The following is a 21,601-nucleotide window of genomic DNA, read 5'->3' as shown; positions in this document are numbered from 1 at the left end:
GGTGCCTTCCAGACTACCGTCCGTAAGGAGTTCTGGTAAGGACAAACGTGGCGATGGTCAGGTGGTCGATGGTTTCGCCGTGCCGGTGGACGTGGAGCGTTTCGCCGGCCAGGTAGCCGTCGCGGCCCTGGTAGTGGTCGGGGCCAAGGGATGCGAGGCGGGTGGTGAGGCCGCCGGAGAGTTGCAGGATGCCGCCGGAGACCGAGATCGTCAGCGGCGTGTTGCCCCAGTACCAGTGGCCCAGCAGCTCGGTGCCTTGGGCAAGCGGCGGCTCGGGCACCCACTCCTGGGTGACCGGCGGTTCGTACGTCGCCAGGATCCGGATCAGGTCCGGCGCCAGCGACGCCACCCGCCCGTACGTCCCGTTGCCGAGCGTGACCGCGCCGACCCGGCGGACCCGGTCCACGAACAGCCCGGCGAGGAAGCCCGGCATCGACCCGGTGTGCCCGATCAGCAGGTGCGGGTCGTCCGCGATCAGCCGCAGCCCGAGCCCGTACGACGCGGTCAGCCCCTCACGCGGGTCCGCCGCGACCGGCGTCGCCATCTCCTCCACCGAGTCCCGGCTGAGGATCTCGTGCACCGGGTCGATCCAGAACGCCGCGTACCGGGCCAGGTCCTCGATCGTGCTCCACAGCTGCCCGGCAGGCGCCATCGCACCCGAGTCGTACGCCGGCTCCGGGTCCAGCTGCCCGCTGAACGGGTGCACCGAGAACCCGTCCGCGGCCGGCGCCTCCGGGAAGTACGTCGTACGCCGCATCTCCAGCGGCCCGAGAATCCGCTGCTGGACCAGCTCCAGCCAGGCCGTCCCGCGGAGCCGGGCGACGATCTCGCCGAGCAGTCCGTAGCCGAGGTTCGAGTAGTGGTGCCGCCGATCCGCCGGGCCGACCGCCTGCGCGTCGTCCATCGCCGCGGTCAGCTCGTCGAACGACACACCCGGGTTCCGCTCCCACCAAGGGCCCTCGGGCTCGGCGTTCATCCCGCCGCTGTGCGCGAGCAACTGCCGGATCGTCCGGTCCCCGAACGCGATCCCCGGCAGATGCTTGCCGACGGCATCGTTCAGCGACAGCAACCCGTCGTCCCGGCACTGCATGACCAGCACCGCCGTCAACGTCTTGGTGATCGACCCGATCCGGTACTGAACGTCCGCCCCCGGCAACCCACCGTCCGCGGTCGCGAACCGCCCCCGGGCCCCCGTCCACACCAACGACCCGTCCCGCAGCACCCCGGCGTTCACCGACGGCACCTTCGTCTCCCCCTGCGCCGCCGCAACCTCGGCGTACAGGGCTGCGGCGGTGTCAGAGCGCAGGGTCATTACTCGAAGGCCTCCGGGGCTGGGCAGGAGCAGATGAGGTTGCGGTCGCCGTAGGCGCCGTCGATGCGGCGGACCGGCGGCCAGTACTTCGAGGTGCGGTCCACCGAGCGCGGGAACGCGGCCTCCTCGCGAGTGTAAGCGTGTTCCCACTTGTCGTTGATCACCGACTCGGCGGTGTGCGGGGCGTTCACCAGCGGGTTGTCGGCGGCCGGCCACTCGCCCGCGGCGACCCGGTCGATCTCGTGCCGGATCGCGATCATCGCGTCGCAGAACCGGTCGAGCTCGCCCAGGTCCTCGGACTCGGTCGGCTCGACCATCAGCGTGCCGGCCACCGGGAACGACATCGTCGGCGCGTGGAAACCGTAGTCGATCAGCCGCTTCGCGACGTCGTCGACGGTGATGCCGGTCTCCTTGGTCATCGGGCGCAGGTCGAGGATGCACTCGTGCGCCACCAGGCCGTTCTCACCGGTGTAGAGCACCGGGAACGCGCCCTCGAGGCGCTTGGCCACGTAGTTCGCGGTCAGTACGGCGGCCTTGGTCGCCTCGGTCAGACCCTCCGCGCCCATCATCCGGATGTACGCCCACGAGATCGCCAGCACGCCCGCCGAACCGAACGGCGCCGCGCTGATCGGGCCGACGCCCGACTCCGGACCGGCCTGGTCGAGCAGCGGGTGGTTCGGCAGGTACGGCGCCAGGTGTGCCGCGACCGCGACCGGCCCGACGCCCGGGCCGCCGCCGCCGTGCGGGATGCAGAACGTCTTGTGCAGGTTCAGATGGCTGACGTCGCCGCCGAACTCGCCCGGCTTCGCGAGCCCGAGCAGTGCGTTCAGGTTCGCGCCGTCGACGTACACCTGGCCGCCGTGATCGTGGACCACCTGGCACACCTCACGGACGCTCTCCTCGTACACGCCGTGCGTGGACGGGTACGTGATCATGATCGCGGCGAGCTTGGCGGCGTGCTCGGCGGCCTTCGCGCGCAGGTCGTCCAGGTTGATCGTGCCGTCGTCGTTGCCCTTGACAACGACGACCTTCATCCCGGCCATCACCGCGGACGCCGCGTTGGTGCCGTGCGCGGACGCCGGGATCAGGCAGACGTTGCGGTCGGTGTCGCCCTGGGCGCGGTGGTACCCGCGGATCGCGAGCAGGCCGGCCAGCTCACCCTGCGAGCCCGCGTTCGGCTGGATCGAGACCTTCGCGTACCCGGTCACCTCGGCCAGCCAGCGCTCCAGCTGCCCGATCAGCTTCACGTACCCGGCCGCGTCCTCGATCGGCGCGAACGGGTGCAGGTCCGCGAACTCCGGCCAGGTAACCGGCTCCATCTCGGTGGTCGCGTTCAGCTTCATCGTGCAGGACCCGAGCGGGATCATCCCGCGGTCCAGCGCGTAGTCCTTGTCGGACAGCTTGCGCAGGTACCGCAGCATCGCCGTCTCGGACCGGTGCGTGTTGAACACCGGGTGCGTCAGGTACTCGGTGGTCCGCGGTACGGCGAGCGCCGCGGCGCCGAGCGTGTCGTCGTACTGGCCGCCGAAGGACTGGCAGACCCGGGTCAGCGTGGCGACGTCGGTCTTCTCGTCGCAGGAGATCCCGACGTGGTCCGCGTCCACCAGCCGCAGCCAGATCCCGTTCTGCCGGGCGGCGTCGACGACGTCCGCGGCGCGGCCCGGGACCCGGGCGAGCACGGTGTCGAAGAAGTCGTTGTGCACGACCTCGACCCCGCTCGCACGCAGCGAGGCGGCCAGCTTCCCGGCGTACGCGTGCACACGCTCCGCGATCGCCCGCAGCCCCTCCGGGCCGTGGTAGACGGCGTACATCGACGCGACGACCGCCAGCAGGACCTGCGCGGTACAGATGTTCGACGTCGCCTTCTCGCGGCGGATGTGCTGCTCCCGCGTCTGCAGCGCGAGCCGGTACGCCGGGGCGCCGTCCGCGTCGACGGAGACGCCGACCAGGCGGCCGGGCAGCGACCGCTCGAGGCCGGTCCGGACGGACATGAACCCGGCGTGCGGGCCGCCGTAGAACAGCGGTACGCCGAAGCGCTGCGAGGATCCGATGACGATGTCGGCGCCCGCCTCGCCCGGCGCCTCGAGCACCGTCAGCGCGAGCAGGTCGGAGGCGACCGCGACCAGGACGTCGCGCTCGTGGGCGGCCTCGACGAGCGGCTTCAGGTCGCGGACCACGCCGTTCGAGCCCGGGTACTGCACCAGGACGCCGAAGAAGTCGCCTTCGGGCAGACCGTCGGTGGTGTCCGCGACGACGACCTCGATCCCGAGCGCCTCGGCCCGGGTCTTCACCACGGCGATCGTCTGCGCGAAGGTGTCGGCGTCGACGAGGAAGCGGTCGGACTTACTCTTCTTGTTGGACCGGTGCGCGAGCGTCATCGCCTCGGCGGCGGCCGTGCCTTCGTCGAGAAGCGACGCGTTCGCGGTCGGCAGGCCGGTCAGGTCGGAGACCACGGTCTGGAAGTTCAGCAGCGCCTCGAGGCGGCCCTGGGAGATCTCCGGCTGGTACGGCGTGTACGCGGTGTACCAGGCCGGGTTCTCGACCAGGCGGCGGACGATCACCGACGGCGTGAACGTTCCGTAGTACCCCTGGCCGATCATCGAGGTGGCGATCGTGTTCCGGCCGGCCAGTTGGCGGAGCTCGGTCAGCGCGTCCACCTCGGAGGCGGGCTCCGGCAGGTGCATCGCCTCGGTGGAGCGGATCGACGCCGGGACGGCCGCGTCCACGAGCGCGTCGACGTCGTCGTACCCGAGGAGCTGGACCATCCGGGTGATCTCGTCCGGGCGCGGGCCGATGTGCCGGTCCGCGAACGTCGCGGAAAGCTGAGGGGTGTCGTTCACTAGAGGCTCCGATGCTGACTGTCGCTGCCGGTGGCCTCCCCCTCTGTCACGCGCGAACGCTCCAGAGTCGCCTGTGACACTCGGTCCATGGGCCTGAGAGGTTCCGGGGAGGAATTGCCCCTTCGGCGCCCGATGACACGGGTCTCTCCCGAGTGCGGTGAACGGCTGGTCTCGAGGCTACCAGGAATCCCGGAACAGTTCGGGCAGCAGGTTCCGCGCGGCCGGGCGTGCCGCCGCCACCTGGTCCTCGGTCGCCGCCTGCATCGGCCAGCGCACCCGCGTCCCGGCATCCGCCCAGCCGCCGACCGCGGCAAGGAACTTGTCCAGCGCCGGATTCGACAGACCGGCCTGCTGCAGCGGTACGACGTGCGCCGCGAAGAACTCGGCGATCCGCTGCTCGACGTCGAGGTCGTGCGCGGTGGCGACCGCACCGTTCGGGGAGAGCGCTGCCACGTTCGAGTAGCTGCCGTGTGCGCCGAGTAGCGACATACTCGCCAGGAAATGACCCGGTACGAAGATCGCCAGCCCCGACTGCAGGGCCTGGTCGAACCACGCTCTGTCACCGCCGGCCGTCTTCAGTCCGATCAGACTCGGCACTGCCGCTGCCAACTGGCACAACTGCTGCGGCGAGACAGCGGTCTTCGCATGCGGCGGGTTGTACAACACCAGCGGCACGTCCCCCGCCACGTCAGCCACCCGCTGCAGGAAGGTCAGCAACTCGGTGGGATTCAGAGGCAACCAGTCCGGGGCAATGACCTGGATGGCTCCGGGCGCGAACTTCGCGGCTCGCTCGACGCGGTCCAGCTGCACCTGCGCCGACGGATGACTGGCACCGATCTGGAACGGCTTCGCCACCGCGGCCAGGATGCTGTTCACCCGGTCGAACTCGTCCTCGGTGAGGGTCTGGAACTCCCCCGCCGTCCCGTGCGCATACACCCCGGCAACTGAAGTCTCACCCAGAGCCTGGGCCTGAGACTCCAACCGCCGGAAGTCGATCGAGTCGTCCGCATTCAGCGGTAACAACAAAGTCGCCCACACACCGCGGAGCGTGTCTGCAGTGAGTGGGCGCACAGCGGAAAGCTACGTCAGCCGGTCATCCGGGCGCGACGCCGCGCGGCGAGTTCGTCACCCGCGTGGCCGTCGGAACCCTCGTCGTCGTGGCCGTCGGCACGCTCGGTCGGCAGCTCGGACAGCGAGCCCTCGACCTCCCGCCAGACGCCGCCGAGCGCGATCCCGAACACGCCCTGGCCGCCGGCCAGCAGATCGATGACCTCGTCGGGCGAGGTGCACATGTACACGGACGCGCCGTCGCTCATCAGCGTGATCTGGGTCAGGTCGTCGAAGCCGCGCTTGCTCAGGTGCGCGATCGCGGTCCGGATCTGCTGCAGCGAGATCCCGGCGTCCAGCAGCCGCTTGATCACTTTCAGCAACAGCACGTCACGGAAGCCGTACAGCCGCTGCGTCCCGGAGCCCGTCGCCGGACGGACCGACGGAGAGACCAGGCCGGTGCGGGCCCAGTAGTCGAGCTGCCGGTACGTGATCCCGGCCGCGGCGCAGGCCGTCGGACCCCGGAACCCGACGTCCTCCGGCATCGGCCGCAGGTCGTCGTCGAACAGCAGACCCTGAACGCCGGCAGTCTCAGCCGCCTCGGCGTGCGCGTCGGAAGCCGACTGCGTCAGATCCGTGTCCCCGGTGCGTGTCACGCCTGAGCCTCCCTGGATACCGACTGGAACGAGCCATCTCCGTGGAGTCACAGCACCCCACGACTTCTTCACGGTAAGCCGCCGCCCGAGGCGGGTCAACGACAACCGCACCGAGCCGCGAGCGTGTCGCGACCGCCGTACGAATCGTTACCTAGCAGCTCTTGTCCGGGTGACTCGTCCGACCGCGGTCAGCTCTTGTCGAAGTCCTCCGGGGTCACCTGGTCCAGGAACTCCCGGAACCGCTCGACCTCCTCTTCCTCCTGCACCTCGTCGGTACCGTTGGTTTCACTCTCCGGGACCGGGATCCCGGCCTCGGCGAGGATCTCCTCGGTGCAGAACACCGGCGTGCCGGTGCGCAGCGCGATCGCGATCGAGTCCGACGGCCGCGCCGAGATCTCGGTCTGGTCGTCGAACACCAGGATCGCCTCGAAGATGCCGTCGGTCAGGTTCACGATCCGGACCTGGCTGAGCGTGTGCCCGAGCACCCGGATGGTCTCCGCGAACAGGTCGTGGGTCAGCGGCCGGGGCGGCTCCATGCCCTGCTGGGCGAACGCGATCGCACTCGCCTCGGCCGCTCCGATCCAGATCGGCAGGTACCGCTCACCTCCGACCTCCCGGAGCAGCACGATCGGCTGACTCGAGGGCATCTCCACCCGGACTCCGACCACGTCGACTTCGCGCACGCCACCAGCCTACTCCGAGCCGAAGCCCCGGGCAGGCCCGCGGGGTTCGGCCAGTGGACAACCCCGTGGACGAGCCAGCAACGAGCCGGCGACGAGCCAGGCCACAAGTCACGCGCGAGTCAGGAGGCGAGCTAGGAGCGCGGCAGCCGTGAGCGGACCAGCGCTGTGTGCAGCCGCACAGTCAGCGCGGCCAGCTCCGCGGTCTGCTCGGTCCGCCGCGGCCCGGTGACCTGCTCGATCAGGCCGACCTCGCGGTCCGCCGCGGTCCGGAACGCCCGCAGGTGCCGGGGCTCCAGGCCGTACGCCGCCAGCTCGGCCGCGACCTTCGCGATCACGATCGCGTCCCCGCCGTAGTGGTTGCCGGTGGCCACCACCAGGCCGTGGCTCTCCAGCTCGTCGAGCAACGCCGCCGGTACGCCGGCCGCGGTCCGCAGCTCGTCCCGGGTCAGCCGCAGTTCGGTGCCGGTGGCATCGAAGTCGTCGGCGACCGGCTGACCGGGGGTCTGCGGCAACGACGTCGGCGCGACCGGCGGACCCGCCGCGGCGGGCCGCAGACCGCGATCGATCGCGCCGAGGTGTTCCTTGATCACCTTGAGCGGCAGGTACTGGTCGCGCTGCGCGGTCAGTACGTACCGCAGCCGGTCGACGTCCGCGGCGCTGAACTTCCGGTACCCGGACGCGGTCCGGGCCGGCGTCACGAGTCCCTCCGCCTCCAGGAAACGGATCTTGGAGATCGTGACGTCGGCGAACTCGGCCTGCAGAAGCTGCAGCACCTCACCGATGCCGCGGCTGCCGCCGGACGGCTCAGGCTTGGCCACTGGCGTAGTACACCAGCCGGTACTTGCCGATCTGGACCTCGTCGCCGTTGTTCAGCTGGACCTCGTCGATCCGGTCCCGGTTCACGTACGTACCGTTCAGGCTGCCGACGTCGCGGACCTTCACGCCGTACGCGTCGCGGCGGAACTCGGCGTGCCGGCGGGACACCGTCACGTCGTCCAGGAAGATGTCGCTGTCCGGGTGCCGGCCGGCGGTGACCACGTCGACGTCGAGCAGGAACCGGCTGCCCGCGTTCGGCCCGCGCTGGACGATCAGCAGGGCGGCACCGGCCGGCAGCGCGCCGACGGCGGCCTGGTCGTCGGCGGTCAGCGGCTCACCGGTCTGCTCCGGCTCGGGCTCGGCGCCGATCGGGGTCAGCATCGCGGTGTCGGTAACGCCCGGCTGGCCGGGCTGGGACGCCGGAGCTGCCGCCGGGCGGTCCGCGCCAGGCAGCATCGCTCCGCACTGCGAGCAGAACCGGCTGCCCTCGGAGTTCTCGTGCCCGCACTGGTTGCAGAACGGCATGCTGTGATCCTCCCGATCGCCGGTGGTCCGGCGACGTTTTCGATAGACCCCGTATTGACAGTGTGACGTGCTGGAACAAGCTGAGGGACCTCAACCCTCGACCGGCGGTTGAGGCCCGTAACGCTATCAGTCTGTCGTCAGCTCTGGTCGAGCTGGCCCTGGTAGGCGTCCGCGTCCATCAGCGCGGTCACCTCGGCGGCGTCCTCGACGTCGATGTCGAGCAGCCAGCCCTCGCCGTACGGGTCGCTGTTCACCAGGTCCGGCTGGTCGGCCAGCGCCTCGTTGACGGCGGTCACGGTGCCGTTCACCGGGGCGAACAGGTCGCTGACGCTCTTCGTCGACTCCAGCTCCCCACAGGCGTCGCCGGCCCGCACCGCACTGCCGACCTCCGGCAGCTGCACGTACACGATGTCACCGAGCTGGTCCTGCGCGAAGTCGGTGATGCCGACCCGCACGGGCCCGTCCTCGCCGGCCTTCACCCACTCGTGCTCGGCCGTGTACTTCAGGTCTTCGGGGTACACCTTTGTCCTCGTTTCTACTTCGTCGGGCTGGGCGCCGGGCGAGCGTAACGATGCTCGTCCGCGGCGTGCAAGGCAGTGATCGACAGGCTGCTTTCCTCGTTGACCTCGGCGGTGCCGCCGATCTGCGGACCGGTCACCTCACTCACCAGTCCGCCCGGGAAGTTGGCCGCCTCGGCCAGGTTGTGGGACTCCCCGATCGCCTCGATGACGTACGGCGAGGTCAGCTTCTGGCCGTCGGCCTGGATCCCCGGCGGGTCGTCCACGAAGTCCGTACTGGCCACCACGCGGACCGATCCGTTGAGCTGGATCGCCTCGGCACCGGCGTCACGCAGTTCCTCGATCGCGTCCAGCAGGTTGCTCGAGGTCATCTTGCCCTGCGGGTCGTTCAGCGTGATCCGGACCCCCTGGCCGACGGCGGGCATGGTGCCGGCCAGGATGCCGAGCGTACGGATCTGGGCCTCGGCCTGCTCGCGCGCGGTCTGCGCCTTGTCGGCGCTGGAGGACAGCGAGTTCTTCCGTTCCTCCAGGTCGGCGATCTCGCTCTCCAGCCGGCGGGTGTTCTGGCCGAGGCCGTCGAGGATCGCGACCAGGTCCTCGCGGCGGGCGTTCTGGTAGCCGTCGTCGGCACGGTTCACCCGGACCTGGACGACCGCGACGCAGCCGACCAGCGCCAGTACGATCGCCACGATCGCCTGCCCGCGGGAGGGCTTGAAACCGGCCTTCAACCGGCGCAGCGCGAGGTTCGGCGTCCTGGGCTTCGGGGCCGGCATCGGGGTCGGCTGGTCGGGTTCGGTCTCGTCGGTCATCTCGATCAGGCCCGGAAGATGTGCCGCCGGATCGCGGCCATGTTGGTGAAGATACGGATACCCAGCACGACGACCACACCGGTCGACAGCTGCGAGCCGACGCCGAGCTGGTCGCCCAGGTAGACGATCAGCGCCGCGATCAGCACGTTGGACACGAACGAGACGACGAACACCTTGTCGTCGAAGATCCCGTCCAGGAACGCCCGGAGGGCGCCGAACACCGCGTCCAGCGCGGCCACTACCGCGATCGGCAGGTACGGCTGCGCCCACTCCGGGACGTCGGGTGCGACCAGCAGGCCGACCACGACCCCGATCACGAGACCGAGTACGGCGATCATCTCGGCCTCACCTTCGCATAGCGCAACGCGATCGTCGCATCGGCCGGCACCAGCAAGGAATCCTCCGTCGTGATCGTGCTCCGGACACCGAAGTTGCTGACCAGGTACTGCACCCACTGCCCTCCGGAACTCTGTGCGAACCGGGCCGGCATCGTCGCGGTGTCGCCGATCGCGAGCACCGTGTACGGCGGGGTCAGCGAACTGTAGTCGACCGTGATGGCACTGCCGGCGCCGCGGATCGCGGTCAGCGCCGTGAGCCGGTGGCCGTTCACCGAGATCGCCTCGGCGCCGGCCGTCCACAGGCCGTTGACCAGCTGCTGCAGGTCGACGTCGAGCAGCCGGCCTTCCTTGGCGTCGGCGTTCTTCGCGTCGTCGATGACGGCCTTGATCCCGGGCCCGGTGACGGCGATCGCACCGGTCTGCAGCTCGAGGTCGTCGAGCTTCTGCTGCAGCGCCGCGCCCGCACTGTCGTTGCTCAGCCCGCTGGCCTGCAGCCCGCGCACCTCGCCGGACAGCTGGGCCTGGTGGTTGCGCAGATCGGTCAGCCGGTCGTTGGCCTGGTTGATCCGGTCGATCAGTTCCTTGCGCTGTTTCTCCGCCTCGGGCGCGCTGCGGTAGTTCTGCGCGGCGGCGATCGCGAGCAGGAAGCCGAGCACCGCCGCGGCCAGCACGAGCAGCACCCGGTGCCGCGACCTGGCCTGGTTGCCGCCCTGTTTCGACCGGGTCCTGGCGGCGACGGCGTACCCCTCGTCGATCGGGTGCGCCATCAGGTTGTTCAGCAGTGACATCGACGCGTCGACGCGCCGAGGAGTCGTCTGCTGAGGGGCTTGCTGGGTCACCCGGCCGAGTCCTTGATCGGTTTCACCGTCTGGACCAGGTGCCGCAGCTGGGCGAAATACAGCGCGCCGGCCCAGTAGTACAGACCGGTCCCCCAGATCGCGAACGCCCAGCCGATCACCCGGGCCAGTAGGTTCAGCGTAGTGTCGCCGTCGCCGAGAAGCAGCAGCGGGAACGCGTACAGCAGGCAGAACGTGGCGGACTTGCCGAGGAAGTGCACCGGCAGCGCGTTGAAGCCGCGGCGGTGCAGCGCGGGCAGGGTCAGCGTCAGCAGCACGTCCCGCAGCGGCAGCGCGATCGCCAGCCACCACGGGATGATGTCGCGCAGCGCCAGGCCGATCACGGTGGCGAAGATGTACAGCCGGTCCGCGACCGGGTCGAGCATCTGCCCGAGCCGGCTGGTCTGGTTCATCCGGCGGGCGATCTGGCCGTCCGCCCAGTCGGTGAACCCGGACACCGCCAGCACCAGCAGCGCCCAGCCGTCCGCCTTCGGCCCGAGAATCAGCCACAGGAAGAGCGGCACCCCCAGCAACCGCAGGAAACTGAGCGCGTTCGGGATCGTCCACACCCGGTCGGACACTTCCAAGTCCGGCACGCGACCCCTCCCTCTCTCCACCCTGGATACCCGTCGTAACTCTACTGGGGTGCCCCGACAGGTTTATGGGCGGCCATGCCGGGGCAGGCCCCGGCTTTCCCCAATCGATACTTTTCCCGATCGGTACCCCTCGGTGATGCTTACGCTGGGCAGATGAAGTTCCTGGTACTGATCTACGGCAACCCGGAGTCCCGCGCGGTCTGGGACTCGTTGACCGATGAACAGAAGAAGGAAGGCATGGCGGGGTACGCCGCTCTGCACGCCGAACTCGCCGGTCGTCAGGAGCTCGTCGCCTCCGAGTCGCTCGACGACCCCGCCCTGACCAAGCAGGTGCTGGTGCGCGACGGGAAGCCGCTGACCACCGACGGCCCGTTCGCCGAGGTGAAGGAACAGCTCGCCGGCTTCTACCTGCTGGACTGCGAGTCGATGGACCGCGCGGTGGAGGTCGTCGCGCAGATCCCGGAGGCACCGTTCAGCGTCGTCGAGGTCCGCCCGGTCCGTGACCTCGGCGCGTACACCTGATGCTCGAGGACCTGCTCCGCGAACAGGCGCCCCAGGTGCTGGGCGCGCTGGTCCGGCGGTACGGCGACTTCGACGCGTGCGAGGACGCCGTACAGGAGGCGCTGCTCGCGGCGTCGCTGCAGTGGCCGGCCGACGGCGTACCGGATAATCCGCGGAGCTGGCTGATCACGGTCGCGTCCCGGCGGCGGATCGAGGTACTGCGGAGCGAGGCGGCCCGTTCGCGCCGCGAGGAGACCGTGGCGTCCTGGACTCCCCCGGAGCCGGCGTCGGCGGAGGACGACTCGCTGACCCTGCTGATGCTGTGCTGCCACCCGTCATTGACGCCGCAGTCGCAGGTGGCGCTGACGCTGCGTGCCGTCGGCGGGCTGACGACCGGCGAGATCGCCCGCGCGTTTCTGGTGCCGGAGGCAACGATCGGTCAGCGGATCAGCCGGGCGAAGGCGAAGCTCCAGGGTGCCCGGTTCGCGATGCCGCCGGCGGCCGAGCAGCCCGAGCGGCTGGCCGCCGTACTGCATGTGCTGTATCTGATCTTCAACGAGGGCTACACGGCGTCGTCCGGTACGTCGCTGCACCGGGTCGAGCTGTCCACGGAGGCGATCCGGCTGACGCGTCAGCTGCTCGCTCTGTTGCCCGCCGAGGGTGAGGTGGCCGGCCTGCTGGCGCTGATGCTGCTGACGGATGCGCGGCGACCCGCACGGACCACGGCCGCGGGCGCGTTGGTGCCGCTGCCGGAGCAGGACCGGTCGTTGTGGGACGCCGCGTCGATTGCCGAGGGCACCGAACTGGTCGAGTCGACGCTGCGCTCGGCACCGGTCGGGCCGTACCAGTTGCAGGCGGCGATCGCGGCCGTGCACGACGCGGCCGCGGACGCCGACCAGACCGACTGGCGGGAGATCCTGATGCTGTACGAACTCCTGGAGTCGACGGCGCCCGGGCCGATGGTGACGCTGAACCGGATCGTCGCGGTCGCGATGGTGCACGGGCCGGACGCCGGGCTGAAGCTGCTCGCCGCGGTGGATCCGGCGCTGCGCGATCATCACCGGTTGGCGGCCGTCCGCGCGCATCTGCTCGAGCGGGCCGGCGACGACGCGGCGGCCCGGGAGGCGTACGAGCTCGCCGCGCAGCTGACCCGGAGCACGCCCGAGCAGGTCTATCTGCTCGGGCGCGCGGCTAGCTTGGGATCTTCGGCCGCCCCCAGCTGAGCTCGGCCTGGACCTTCAGCTCCAGTACACCGTCCTGCGCGTACGGGCGGACCGCCTCCTCGACGATCGCGTCGAAGTCGTCGGCCTCGTCCGGCGACATCAGGTCGCGCGCCAGGCTCGACGTCGAGTGGAACTGCTCGACGTAGTCCGCGACCCGCTGCCGGTACACGACCGGCTCGGTCCGCGCCGTGCCGTTGACGTCGAGCAGACCGCGCTCCGCGATGGCGTCGAAGACGTTGTACTTCGGATCGTGGTTCTGCTTCCTGGAGTGCTTCTGGATCGCGGTGAGCACGCCGTCCCACCAGGGCATGTCGACCGGGCCGTGCTCGATCACGACCAGTTGGGCGTTCGGCGTCAGCTGCGGGACGATCCGGGCGAACGTCTCCTCCCACGGCATCCAGTGGATGCTCGCGCCGGCGGTCACCAGTGCGTACGGGCCGTCGAGGTCGGCGGCCTCGATCGGGTTCACCTGCCAGCCGAGGTTCGGGTGGTCGCCGCCGGGGCGCTGCCGGCCGGTGTCGACCATCGGCTGCGAGAAGTCGATCGCATCGACGTGCTCGACCCGCGGCGCGAGCGGGCGGGCGATCGCGCCGTCGCCGGCGCCGATGTCGAGCACCCGGCGCGGGGGGTCGGTGATCAGGTGCACCAGGCGGTCGAACACCTCGTCGGGGTACGGCGGCCGATGCTGGTAGGCCTCCGCCACCGCCTGCTGTTTGAACGTCGCCGCAAGTTCAGTCATGTGTCGGAGCGTAGGCCGCGGTGCCCGTACGCTCGCGGTTTTCTGCTACCGGCCGATAGCCCCGTTCATTCGTCGTCCCAGACGGTCGCGCGCTGCGCGAACTCCTGCGGGTCGCTGTGGACCGGGATCACGCACAGCAGGTGGCCGCCGGGGGCGCGCAGGGTGTGGCAGCCCTGCCAGTCGGCGACCTCCACCGCACCGAGACCGGTGAGCCGGGCGACCTCGGCGGGTACGTCGTCGGTCTCGATGTCCAGGTGGTAGCGGGGCTCGTCGTCGACGGACTGGATCGCGGTCACGTAGCCGGGGACGGCGTCGTGCAGGGAGATGAACTGCGGCTCGCCGTCCGGTGACGACGTACGGACGCCAAGGGCCTTCGACCAGAACGTCGTGGCGGCGGCGACGTCCTCCTTGTGGGTGTCGATCAGGAACGTGGACACACGGCTGCGATGCATACGGAGGAATCTAGTTCCGGACGGTGGTCGTCCGGTACTGGGTTTACCGTGCTGATCATGCAGGCGATCGAGGAGACACAAGTACGCGTCGTACCTGCCAACGAGGCTTCGTGGGAGGACCTGCAGGCAGTCTTCGGTACGGCGGACGCCGGGCAGTGCCAATGCCAGCGGTTCAAGATCCGCGGGTGGATCTGGCGGGACTCGACGCTCGACGAACGGATGACCCGCCTGCAGGACCAGACCGCGTGCGGCACCCCGGACGCCCCGTCGACCACCGGCCTGATCGCGTACGTCGACGGCGAACCGGCCGGGTGGGCCGCGGTCGAACCACGCACGGCGTACCCGAAGCTCCGCACCTCCCGGGTGCCGTGGACCGACCGGAACGAGGACAAGGACGACGAGAGCGTCTGGGCCGTCACCTGCATGGTGGTCCGCAAGGGCTTCCGCGGACGAGGCCTCACGTACCACCTCGCCCGCGCCACGATCGCCCATGCCCGCACCCGCGGCGCCCGCGCGCTGGAGGCCTACCCGATGTTCACCCAACCCGGCAAAACCATCACCTGGGGCGAACTCCACGTAGGCCCGCACCAAGCCTTCGAAGAAGCCGGCTTCCACCAACTCACCCACCCCACCCTCCGCCGAACGGTGATGCGCATCGACTTCCCCTGACCCCGGCTGCGCGGGACAACATTCAGTCGTACGTCGCCTGTGCGCGCCAGTTGTTCTGGGTGAGGGTGAAGAGCCAGGCACGGGTGTCGGCGGTCTGGAACTGGAAGCGGGCCTGGCGGGACTCGGTGGCCGGGTCCCACCAGCGGTCGGTGGTCAGCCAGGGGCCGGCCCAGGAGCTGATCGGGTGGATCTTGTTGCTGTCGGCAACTTGAACGCGGGCGCCGTCCGACGGGCCGAGGGTGAACGCGACGGGGGCGCCGGACAGCTCGCCGCGGGCGGTCACCGAGACCAGGGTGCCGTCGGCGGCGAACACCTTCGCGGGGATCGGCTCCGGGAAGATCGTGGTCGGGGCCAGGGTCGGCCAGCGCTTCGGGTCCGCGCCGGTGATCGCCCCCGGCCACGGCTGGTCCGGCGGCCGGGCCGGCACCGGCGGGTCGCCCCACGGCACCAGCGTCTGCCGCTCGGCGAACCCGCGCCCGCCGCCGATCACCACCGACACCACCGCGCCGTGCCCGAGCATGCTCTGCACCCGCGACAGCGCACGGTGGATCCGCTCGTCCGGCCCGCCGCCCCACAGTCCGTCGGCATGCGCGCCGACCGGGTCCGCCTGGCCCGGGACCAGCCGCACCCGGACCACGGGTGAGGTCAGCTCGCTGGTCGCCGTACCGCTGCCCTGCAGTTGCCAGCGCACCCGGTCCACCACGTCCGCCGCGGTGAACCAGCGCGGGTGCAGCCACTCCCGCTCGTGCACCCGCCCGGACTCGGTGCCGACCTCGACCCGCAGCGTCGTACACACCAGGCCGAGCTCGGTCAGCCGGACGACCAGCTCGTCGGCGGCCGACCGGACCGCGAACGCGACCTGGTCGACACGGTCCACGGCCGGCTCGAAGTCGACCGTCCGGGTGAGCTCCGGCGGGATCTCCCGGCCGGTCACCGGGCGGTCGTCGGCGCCGCGGGCCAGCCGGTGCGCGAACGCGCCGTCCGGGCCGAAGCGGGTCAGCACCTCGGAGCCGGACAGCCCCGCGAACGCCCCCAGCGACCGCAGCCCGAGCCTGCGCAGCAGGTCGGTGAGCGCAGGCTGCTCGAGCAGGTCGACCGACAGCGGCGCCAGGAACTCCGGCGAACCGCCCGGCGGCACCACGTGCACCCGGGTCCGCGCGGAGCTCACCCGGGCGGCCTGCTCCGCGGCGAACGGGCCGTCGGCGATCCCGATCCGGCTGCCCTGCACGTCGTACGTCTCCAGCCGGTCGAGGAGTTTCTCCGCGGCCGCCTCCTCGCTGCCGTAGAACCGCGCCGGGCCGCGGGCCTTCAGCGCGCACATCCCCGGGCGGATCATCTGCACGCCGGGCGTGATCGCCTCCAGGCAGGAGATCACCGGGTCGAACGCGCGGGCGTCGAGCACCGGGTCGTACTTCAGCACGACCAGCTCCGGGCACCGCGACTGCGCGTCCCGGGCCCGTTGACCGCGGCGCACCCCCTCGGCGCGCGCGGCCGCGGACGTGGCGAGCACCTTGCCCTTCTCCAGCACCGCGATCGGCTCCTCCGCCACCCGCCCACTCGCCCCCGCGGCCGCCACCACCGGCCAGTCCGGCACCCAGATCACCATCGACCGGGTCAGGCCCCGCCCACTCATCACCCCACCGCCCCGATCTGCTCGGCCCACTCGTCGGCGGAGTGCTCCGTGGTCCGCTCGACCGGGCGGATCTCGCCGTCCGGTGCGGGTAGCCAGAGCTGGTGACGGCGAGCGCGCACGGCGGCTCGCCGGCCGGTCACGGCGACCGTCGCCCGGCGTGCCGTGAGCAGGCCTTCTCCCTCGCCCAGGCCGGTCCACGTGCTGGTCTCGATCTCGAAGCGGGCCTCGCTGCCCGGCCAGGACCCGTACGCGATCAGCATCGCGCCGCGGGTGCGAAGCCGCGCCGCCAGCCGGGACGCCTCCCCCGACGTCACCTCGCCGGGCGGCCGCACCACCACCACGGTCAGCGCGTCGACCAGCGCGGCGACCACGCTGAGCCACTCGCGCCCCGGGTCCGGGACCAGCACCAGCCGCTCCAGGTCCACCCCGAGTCCGCGCGCCGCCTCGGCCCCGAACGACGGCACCCCGACGACACCGCACCAGGCCCCGTCCGCGGACGGCCCCGCCATCAACGCCATCACCAGCGCGGCGCTCCCACGCACCGAGTACGCCGAGCCACCGCGCAGCCCGGCCCCGGCCAGCAACTCCCGCACCGCCGGATGCGTAGGCAGCTCCCGCTCCACCCCTGCCGTGTCCAGCGCCTGCTGCACCCGCGCCGTGTCCGTCCCCCGCTGCACCCGCGCCGGCGAGGACGTCCGCCCCCCGTCGACCGCGGCGAGCCGCTCCCCCGTCCCGGGCTCAGGCTGGTGGACGAGATCCGGGTCGAAGCTCGCAACAGTCGCCAACCGCACCGGCCCGGCGGGCGGGTGCCGGTCCGGCGGGGAGTCCTCCAGGATCGGGACGGAGGCCTGACCTGCGGCGGCTTTCTGGGCCTTGGCCCGGGCCAGGAGCGCGCGGGCCTGGTCGAGCGCTGTGACTCGACTCTCCGGTGCCGCGTTCCCCGTCATACTCCCATGTTCGAACACCTGTTCGAACAAGTCAATCCGGTCGTCCACAGCCCCGCGGCTGGCTAGAGTCCGGGGCATGCGACGTGTCGATCACCCTCGGTTCACCGCCGCCCTGCAGCAGGTCGAGGACAGTATCGACGCCGCCTGGGACAGTTTCCGCACCGCCTCCGGGGTGGCCGCGGAGGACGCCCGTGAGCTGGCTGAGGTCGTGCTGCAGGACACCTCCGAGTTCGACTGGCGCGTGGTGGACGGTGCGCTGAAGCAGCTGATCTGCCCGGAGTGCGGTGCCCAGCTCGGAGCGGGCAACCTCGGCTGCCGGAGCTGCGACCTGGCGAACGGATTCCGGTTCGCCGCACGGGAGACCGACCGTCCCGGCGTACCGCCGGGGAACGAGCACGCGATCCGGGTGTCCTCGGCCGTGGCTCGCACCCGCCACCGGTACACCCCGCGCGCCCGCGCCGGCTACGAGCTGCTCCTGCCCGACCTGCTCGCCGGACAGCTCCCCAGCACCGCCCAGGCCCAGCACGCCAAGGACCTCGTCAACCAGCTCACCGACGACGAACTGGAATGCCTCGTCACCCCGGCGGACTTAGGGTAAGAGGCATGCCTAGAACTATTGCCACCAACACCAAGGTCGAGCTGGACGGGCTGCTGGAGTTCGTCCGGCCGCGGCACCATATGTTGCTGCTGACAACGAGAGCGGACGGGTCCGTGCAGGCGTCGCCGGTGTCCGGCGGGGTGGACGAGCAGGGCCGGATCGTCATCTCGTCGTACCCGGAGCGGGCGAAGAGCCGGAACGTGAAGCGGGCCGGCAAGGCGAGTGTGGTCGTGCTGTCGGACGAGTGGAACGGCGCCTGGGTGCAGGTGGACGGCAGCGGCGAGGTGATCGAGCTGCCGGACGCGGTGGAGCCGCTGGTCGACTACTTCCGGGCGATCTCCGGCGAGCACCCGGACTGGGACGAGTACCGCGAGGCGATGGTGAAGCAGGGCAAGTGCCTCATCCGGATCACCCCGGAGCGCTGGAGCCCGATCGCCACCGGCGGCTTCCCGTCCCGCCTCGCCGATTGATGCGCACCGCCCTGGTCGTCCACGCACATCCTGACGACGAGGTGTTCGCCACCGGCGCGGCCACCTCGGTTCTCAGCGAGCAGGGCTGGAACGTCGTACTGCGTGTTGCCACCGCCGGCATGCACGGGGCGTCCGATCACCTCAGCGCTTCCTGCGAACTGCTGGGCATCGCCGACTGGGACTGGCTGGGCGCGCCGGACCAGTGGATCGACGACGGCGGCCGCAACAGCTCACGCACGCTGGCAGCTGCTCAGCGGTACGACGTGGTCGCGGCTGTCGAAGCGGCCGTCGACAAGCTCCAGCCGGAGCTCATCCTCACGGTGGGCAGCGACGGGCTGACCGGTCACCCGGACCACATCGCGATCTCACAGGCAGTCCAACGCATCCAGTGCCGCGCACTGGGAGCACGCCTCAGAGCGCAGGACGTGCGTGCAGGTGAGCAACTGGTGCAGCAGCTGGCTCCAGGTGAGCATGTCGGCTCAGGGCACGTCAAAGGCTGTGACGTGCCGCTGCAAGAGATCGGTGGTGCGTCCGAGGAGCGCAGGCGCCAGGCTTTGGACGCGTACTACGACGGTCTCGGCAGCAAGCCGCTCGCGGAGCTCATCACGACCCACCGTGCGAGCAGCGACGGCCTGCTGCTGCGTGCGGTCTTCGACGCGACCGGCTGGCAGCAGGACCGCTTCGAGGAGCTCACTGCTTCGAGCGCCGCTCCATCGTCTCGGTGATGCGCTGCATGGCCCCTTCGAGGTGCTGCCGCAGCGCGGCCTCGGCACCTTCCTCGTCGTGGGCCAGGCACGCGTCGAGGATGGCCTGGTGCTCGCGCCGGGTCTGCTCGATCCGGGCCTTGGTCTGCCGGGAACCGAACCGGTAGCGCTCGCTGTTCTGCCAGACCGGCTCGATCGCCCGCGGCAGCCAGCGCGAGCCGCCGGCCCGGTAGATCGCGAAGTGGAACTCGGTGTGCGCCTGCCGGGAGGCGATGTTGTCGCCGAGCTTCGACAACCGGACGTGCTCGGCCAGCGCCGTCCGGGCCGCGGTCGCGTCCGCGTCGGAGAACCGGGTGGCGGCCGCCCGGACCGCCAGCGACTCCAGGGCCAGCCGGGTCTCGTGGGTGTCGCGCAGGTCCTCCATCGACAGCTCGCGGACCCAGGCCCCCTTGTGCGGGACGATCTCGACCAGCCCCAACGCCGCCATCCGCCGCAGCCCTTCGCGGATCGGCATCTGGCTCATGTCCAGGCGCTTGGCGAGCTCCTCGAGCCGGAGCGCCGTACCGCTGGGCAGCTCGCCGGACAGGATGAGCTCGTGCAGCTCGGCGGCGGCTTCCTCGGCGAGCGTACGGCGTCCGGTCGGTCCCCCAGGTGTGAGCTCGAGTCGTCGGATCATCAGTAGCGGGCTGCCTCTCTCCTGTTCAGCTCTGGAGGTACGGTAGCCGCCCGCCGGGCTTCTGGTGGCCTTCGAGGGCAGATTGCCCAGTAAACACAAGTGGTCTAGGCCACCGAGAGGCCTGTCAGGTCCAGCAGCACCCGGCCTCCCGGGCGCTCCAGTACGTCGCCGATCCGGTCCGCCGGTACGACGTCGTAGTCCGCACGCCAGGGCACCGACGCGATGTCCGCGAGCGCCTGACCGGCCGCGTCCGGAGCCAGCGTGGTGCGCTGCAGGTTCACCGGCAGCAGCCGCAGGTCCCGGCCGATCAGCTGGTGCAGGTCGATCGTGGTGAACTCTCCGGCCTTGTACCCGAGTACAACAATCCGCCCGCCGGGTGAGACGTGTCCGAGCACCCCGCCGGTCACCGGACCGCCCATGGTGTCGACGACCGCGTCGCACCACGGCAGCTCCCGGCCCACCTGCCCGAGCCCGTCCACGCGGACGAGCTGGTCGACGAGTCCGCCGATACTGTCCGCGGAATCGTCCAGCGACACCAGCCCGATCACCCGGGCCGCTCCAGCTGCCCTTGCGATCGCCGCGCACATCCGCCCGATCAGCCCGGTCACACCGGTGACGACGACGGTCTCACCCTTCTGTACGTCGGCCACCCGCCGTACCGCGGTGTGCGCGGTCAACGCGGGCGTCAGCAACGCCAGCGCGGCAGCAGGCTCCAGCGACGACGGCACAGCATGTACAGCGGCGTTGGGTACAACGGCGTACCGTCCCCACACGCCCTGCCGCGTCACGCCGACGCCCTCGCCGCGGACCAGGACGGTCGCGCCGGCGGCCGCCACGTCCGAGCTCAGCACCACGCCGATGCCCTCGGAGCCCGGGACGAACGGCGTGCCCGGCTGCCTGCCCGCCAGCGTCGACCGGTCCAGCGGAGTCACCGCGGCCAGCCGCATCTCGACCAACGTCTCACCCGGCCCGACGGTCAGCTCGACCTCGTCGGCCTTCAGCTGTCCCCCGGGTCCATGACTGTGCAGCACAGTCCCCCGTGTACTCACTCCGCTACCCCGTTCCCCACGATTTGATATCTGATCACAACCTCGACCAGACCGAAGACCCGTCTCACTCCGCGGAGACCTCCGTCGCCAGCGGCCGGGTGAGCACCTCGGCCGTCGCGGACCGCGCAGCGGACACCTCGTCGCTGCCCATCGGGAACGGCCAGTCACTCCCGGCCAGCACCCGCTCGGCACCGAACGTCTTGGTCAGCAGTTCCAGTACGGCGTCGTCGTGCACGAGATCGTCCACGTAGAACCGGCGCAGCGCCTCGGCCACCGGCAGGGACACCGGCTCGATCCCGGGCCGGGCCTGGTCGATCCCGCGCTGCCACCGTCCCGCGACAGCCGCCGTCACACCACCCCCATGACACAAACAGAACCGGATCCCCGGAAACCGCCCCGGCACGTCCGCGAAGACGAGCGAAGCCGCTGCCACTCCGGTCTCGTACGGATTCCCCAACAGGTTCGACAGGTAAAACGAATCAAGCCGTTTGTCGTCACTGGCACCTGGATGAATCAAAGTGAACGCCTCAGCCGCGTCCAGCACCCGCCACAGCGGATCCAGCCCGGCATAGCTCGGCGTGCCGATGGCGAAGCCGCTGAAGACGCCCTCACCCGCAAGGCCGGCCGCGACACCAGGCGCGGCCGGGTCGAGCAGAGGCAGGTGCGCCAGCACGCGGAGCTGCGGTGTGGCGAGCTCGCGGAGTCCCTGGTTCACCAGCTCGACCCACTCGGGTCCTGCGTCGTACCGGAACAGGGGCGGCGGCACGGACACCACGGCGCCGTCCAGGTCCTGCGTGGCGATCCAGTGCAGCAGGGCGGCCGGGTCGGCGAGCCGGCGGAGCGGCAGGCGGTTGCCGTCGACGACCAGCGAGCCGCTGTCGACGGACAGCCCGAACTCGCCCCGATGCGCCGCTGCCAGCACGGTCGGCGGGATCAGGTGCGTGTGGACGTCCCATCCGGCCAT

Annotated in this window: 25 protein-coding genes and 1 riboswitch; of the genes, 6 read left to right on the top strand and 19 right to left on the bottom strand. The window is 70.7% G+C overall.

Annotation, left to right across the window (positions count from 1 at the left end; all coding sequences use genetic code 11):
* Positions 1-13 precede the first annotated feature (13 nt).
* The 12 genes from AB0M51_RS05960 to AB0M51_RS05905 form a co-directional block, all read right to left on the bottom strand.
* Positions 14-1,312, bottom strand: coding sequence for a serine hydrolase domain-containing protein (locus AB0M51_RS05960; protein WP_344196863.1), 1,299 nt, complete (start codon positions 1,310-1,312; stop codon positions 14-16).
* Entirely contained in the window at positions 1,312-4,152 is a 2,841-nt protein-coding gene (gene gcvP, locus AB0M51_RS05955; protein ID WP_344196865.1) for an aminomethyl-transferring glycine dehydrogenase, read from the bottom strand. Before gcvP ends, AB0M51_RS05960 begins: the two co-directional genes overlap by 1 nt.
* Positions 4,153-4,223: 71 nt before the next feature.
* Positions 4,224-4,313, bottom strand: a riboswitch (glycine riboswitch).
* A gap of 16 nt (positions 4,314-4,329) precedes the next feature.
* A complete protein-coding gene (locus tag AB0M51_RS05950) occupies positions 4,330-5,190 on the bottom strand; it encodes a dihydrodipicolinate synthase family protein (RefSeq protein WP_363748246.1) in 861 nt (286 codons plus the stop codon).
* A 47-nt stretch (positions 5,191-5,237) separates the two neighbouring features.
* Positions 5,238-5,744: a MerR family transcriptional regulator gene (locus AB0M51_RS05945; RefSeq protein WP_344197148.1), complete on the bottom strand. Its 507-nt coding sequence runs from the start codon at positions 5,742-5,744 to the stop codon at positions 5,238-5,240.
* Positions 5,745-6,043: 299 nt separating this feature from the next.
* Complete coding sequence (locus AB0M51_RS05940) at positions 6,044-6,538, bottom strand: bifunctional nuclease family protein (protein ID WP_344196869.1); 495 nt, start codon at positions 6,536-6,538, stop codon at positions 6,044-6,046.
* 131 nt (positions 6,539-6,669) lie between these two features.
* Positions 6,670-7,356 carry a MerR family transcriptional regulator gene (locus AB0M51_RS05935; protein WP_344196871.1) on the bottom strand — a complete coding sequence of 229 codons (687 nt, stop codon included), beginning with the start codon at positions 7,354-7,356 and terminating at the stop codon, positions 6,670-6,672.
* Positions 7,343-7,879: an FHA domain-containing protein gene (locus AB0M51_RS05930; RefSeq protein ID WP_344196873.1), complete on the bottom strand. Its 537-nt coding sequence runs from the start codon at positions 7,877-7,879 to the stop codon at positions 7,343-7,345. Before AB0M51_RS05930 ends, AB0M51_RS05935 begins: the two co-directional genes overlap by 14 nt.
* A gap of 137 nt (positions 7,880-8,016) precedes the next feature.
* The gene (gcvH, locus tag AB0M51_RS05925) at positions 8,017-8,400 is read right to left on the bottom strand and encodes a glycine cleavage system protein GcvH (RefSeq protein ID WP_344196875.1); all 384 of its coding nucleotides are present in this window, start codon (positions 8,398-8,400) and stop codon (positions 8,017-8,019) included.
* Between the two features lie 14 nt (positions 8,401-8,414).
* Complete coding sequence (locus AB0M51_RS05920; protein WP_363748243.1) at positions 8,415-9,206, bottom strand: DUF881 domain-containing protein; 792 nt, start codon at positions 9,204-9,206, stop codon at positions 8,415-8,417.
* Between the two features lie 5 nt (positions 9,207-9,211).
* Entirely contained in the window at positions 9,212-9,544 is a 333-nt protein-coding gene (locus tag AB0M51_RS05915; protein ID WP_132285273.1) for a small basic family protein, read from the bottom strand.
* Positions 9,541-10,383 carry a DUF881 domain-containing protein gene (locus tag AB0M51_RS05910; RefSeq protein ID WP_344196879.1) on the bottom strand — a complete coding sequence of 281 codons (843 nt, stop codon included), beginning with the start codon at positions 10,381-10,383 and terminating at the stop codon, positions 9,541-9,543. Before AB0M51_RS05910 ends, AB0M51_RS05915 begins: the two co-directional genes overlap by 4 nt.
* On the bottom strand, positions 10,380-10,976 hold the full coding sequence (locus tag AB0M51_RS05905) for a CDP-alcohol phosphatidyltransferase family protein (RefSeq protein WP_209699722.1): 597 nt from the start codon (positions 10,974-10,976) through the stop codon (positions 10,380-10,382). Before AB0M51_RS05905 ends, AB0M51_RS05910 begins: the two co-directional genes overlap by 4 nt.
* Before the next feature lie 153 nt (positions 10,977-11,129).
* Between AB0M51_RS05905 and AB0M51_RS05900 the strand changes: the two genes are divergently transcribed.
* The gene (locus AB0M51_RS05900) at positions 11,130-11,498 is read left to right on the top strand and encodes a YciI family protein (RefSeq protein WP_344196882.1); all 369 of its coding nucleotides are present in this window, start codon (positions 11,130-11,132) and stop codon (positions 11,496-11,498) included.
* On the top strand, positions 11,498-12,700 hold the full coding sequence (locus tag AB0M51_RS05895) for a sigma-70 family RNA polymerase sigma factor (protein WP_344196884.1): 1,203 nt from the start codon (positions 11,498-11,500) through the stop codon (positions 12,698-12,700). The genes AB0M51_RS05900 and AB0M51_RS05895 overlap by 1 nt, the downstream gene beginning before the upstream one ends.
* Here the strand turns inward: AB0M51_RS05895 and AB0M51_RS05890 are convergent.
* Both AB0M51_RS05890 and AB0M51_RS05885 read right to left on the bottom strand, forming a co-directional pair.
* The gene (locus AB0M51_RS05890; protein WP_344196886.1) at positions 12,669-13,439 is read right to left on the bottom strand and encodes a class I SAM-dependent methyltransferase; all 771 of its coding nucleotides are present in this window, start codon (positions 13,437-13,439) and stop codon (positions 12,669-12,671) included. The two genes, AB0M51_RS05895 and AB0M51_RS05890, sit on opposite strands and share 32 nt — an antisense overlap.
* 65 nt (positions 13,440-13,504) lie before the next feature.
* The gene (locus AB0M51_RS05885; protein WP_344196888.1) at positions 13,505-13,891 is read right to left on the bottom strand and encodes a VOC family protein; all 387 of its coding nucleotides are present in this window, start codon (positions 13,889-13,891) and stop codon (positions 13,505-13,507) included.
* Positions 13,892-13,948: 57 nt separating this feature from the next.
* Between AB0M51_RS05885 and AB0M51_RS05880 the strand changes: the two genes are divergently transcribed.
* Positions 13,949-14,560 carry a GNAT family N-acetyltransferase gene (locus AB0M51_RS05880; RefSeq protein ID WP_344196890.1) on the top strand — a complete coding sequence of 204 codons (612 nt, stop codon included), beginning with the start codon at positions 13,949-13,951 and terminating at the stop codon, positions 14,558-14,560.
* Positions 14,561-14,582: 22 nt separating this feature from the next.
* Here the strand turns inward: AB0M51_RS05880 and AB0M51_RS05875 are convergent, their stop codons facing one another.
* Together AB0M51_RS05875 and AB0M51_RS05870 are read right to left on the bottom strand one after the other, a co-directional pair.
* A complete protein-coding gene (locus tag AB0M51_RS05875) occupies positions 14,583-16,193 on the bottom strand; it encodes a DNA polymerase Y family protein (protein ID WP_344196892.1) in 1,611 nt (536 codons plus the stop codon).
* The gene (locus AB0M51_RS05870) at positions 16,193-17,140 is read right to left on the bottom strand and encodes a hypothetical protein (RefSeq protein WP_363748237.1); all 948 of its coding nucleotides are present in this window, start codon (positions 17,138-17,140) and stop codon (positions 16,193-16,195) included. The genes AB0M51_RS05875 and AB0M51_RS05870 overlap by 1 nt, the downstream gene beginning before the upstream one ends.
* A gap of 76 nt (positions 17,141-17,216) precedes the next feature.
* Here AB0M51_RS05870 and AB0M51_RS05865 point away from each other — a divergent pair, with 76 nt between their 5' ends.
* Genes AB0M51_RS05865 through AB0M51_RS05855 form a run of 3 tightly spaced genes read left to right on the top strand, consistent with a single transcriptional unit; the run spans position 17,217 to position 18,933 of the window.
* The gene (locus AB0M51_RS05865) at positions 17,217-17,738 is read left to right on the top strand and encodes a hypothetical protein (protein ID WP_363748235.1); all 522 of its coding nucleotides are present in this window, start codon (positions 17,217-17,219) and stop codon (positions 17,736-17,738) included.
* 5 nt (positions 17,739-17,743) lie between these two features.
* Positions 17,744-18,208, top strand: a complete 465-nt coding sequence (locus AB0M51_RS05860; protein ID WP_344196898.1) for a PPOX class F420-dependent oxidoreductase — start codon at positions 17,744-17,746, stop codon at positions 18,206-18,208.
* Positions 18,208-18,933 carry a PIG-L family deacetylase gene (locus AB0M51_RS05855; RefSeq protein ID WP_363748233.1) on the top strand — a complete coding sequence of 242 codons (726 nt, stop codon included), beginning with the start codon at positions 18,208-18,210 and terminating at the stop codon, positions 18,931-18,933. Before AB0M51_RS05860 ends, AB0M51_RS05855 begins: the two co-directional genes overlap by 1 nt.
* Here the strand turns inward: AB0M51_RS05855 and AB0M51_RS05850 are convergent.
* The 3 genes from AB0M51_RS05850 to AB0M51_RS05840 form a co-directional block, all read right to left on the bottom strand.
* Positions 18,899-19,588: a GntR family transcriptional regulator gene (locus tag AB0M51_RS05850; RefSeq protein ID WP_344196902.1), complete on the bottom strand. Its 690-nt coding sequence runs from the start codon at positions 19,586-19,588 to the stop codon at positions 18,899-18,901. The two genes, AB0M51_RS05855 and AB0M51_RS05850, sit on opposite strands and share 35 nt — an antisense overlap.
* Positions 19,589-19,692: 104 nt before the next feature.
* Positions 19,693-20,637: a zinc-binding alcohol dehydrogenase family protein gene (locus AB0M51_RS05845; protein WP_363748230.1), complete on the bottom strand. Its 945-nt coding sequence runs from the start codon at positions 20,635-20,637 to the stop codon at positions 19,693-19,695.
* 64 nt (positions 20,638-20,701) lie between these two features.
* Complete coding sequence (locus AB0M51_RS05840) at positions 20,702-21,601, bottom strand: amidohydrolase family protein (RefSeq protein ID WP_363748228.1); 900 nt, start codon at positions 21,599-21,601, stop codon at positions 20,702-20,704.

Source organism: Kribbella sp. NPDC051137, from assembly GCF_040682535.1.
Classification (GTDB): domain Bacteria; phylum Actinomycetota; class Actinomycetes; order Propionibacteriales; family Kribbellaceae; genus Kribbella; species Kribbella karoonensis.
Note: the sequence above shows the minus strand (reverse complement) of the source record. Positions and strands in the feature narration are given on the sequence as shown.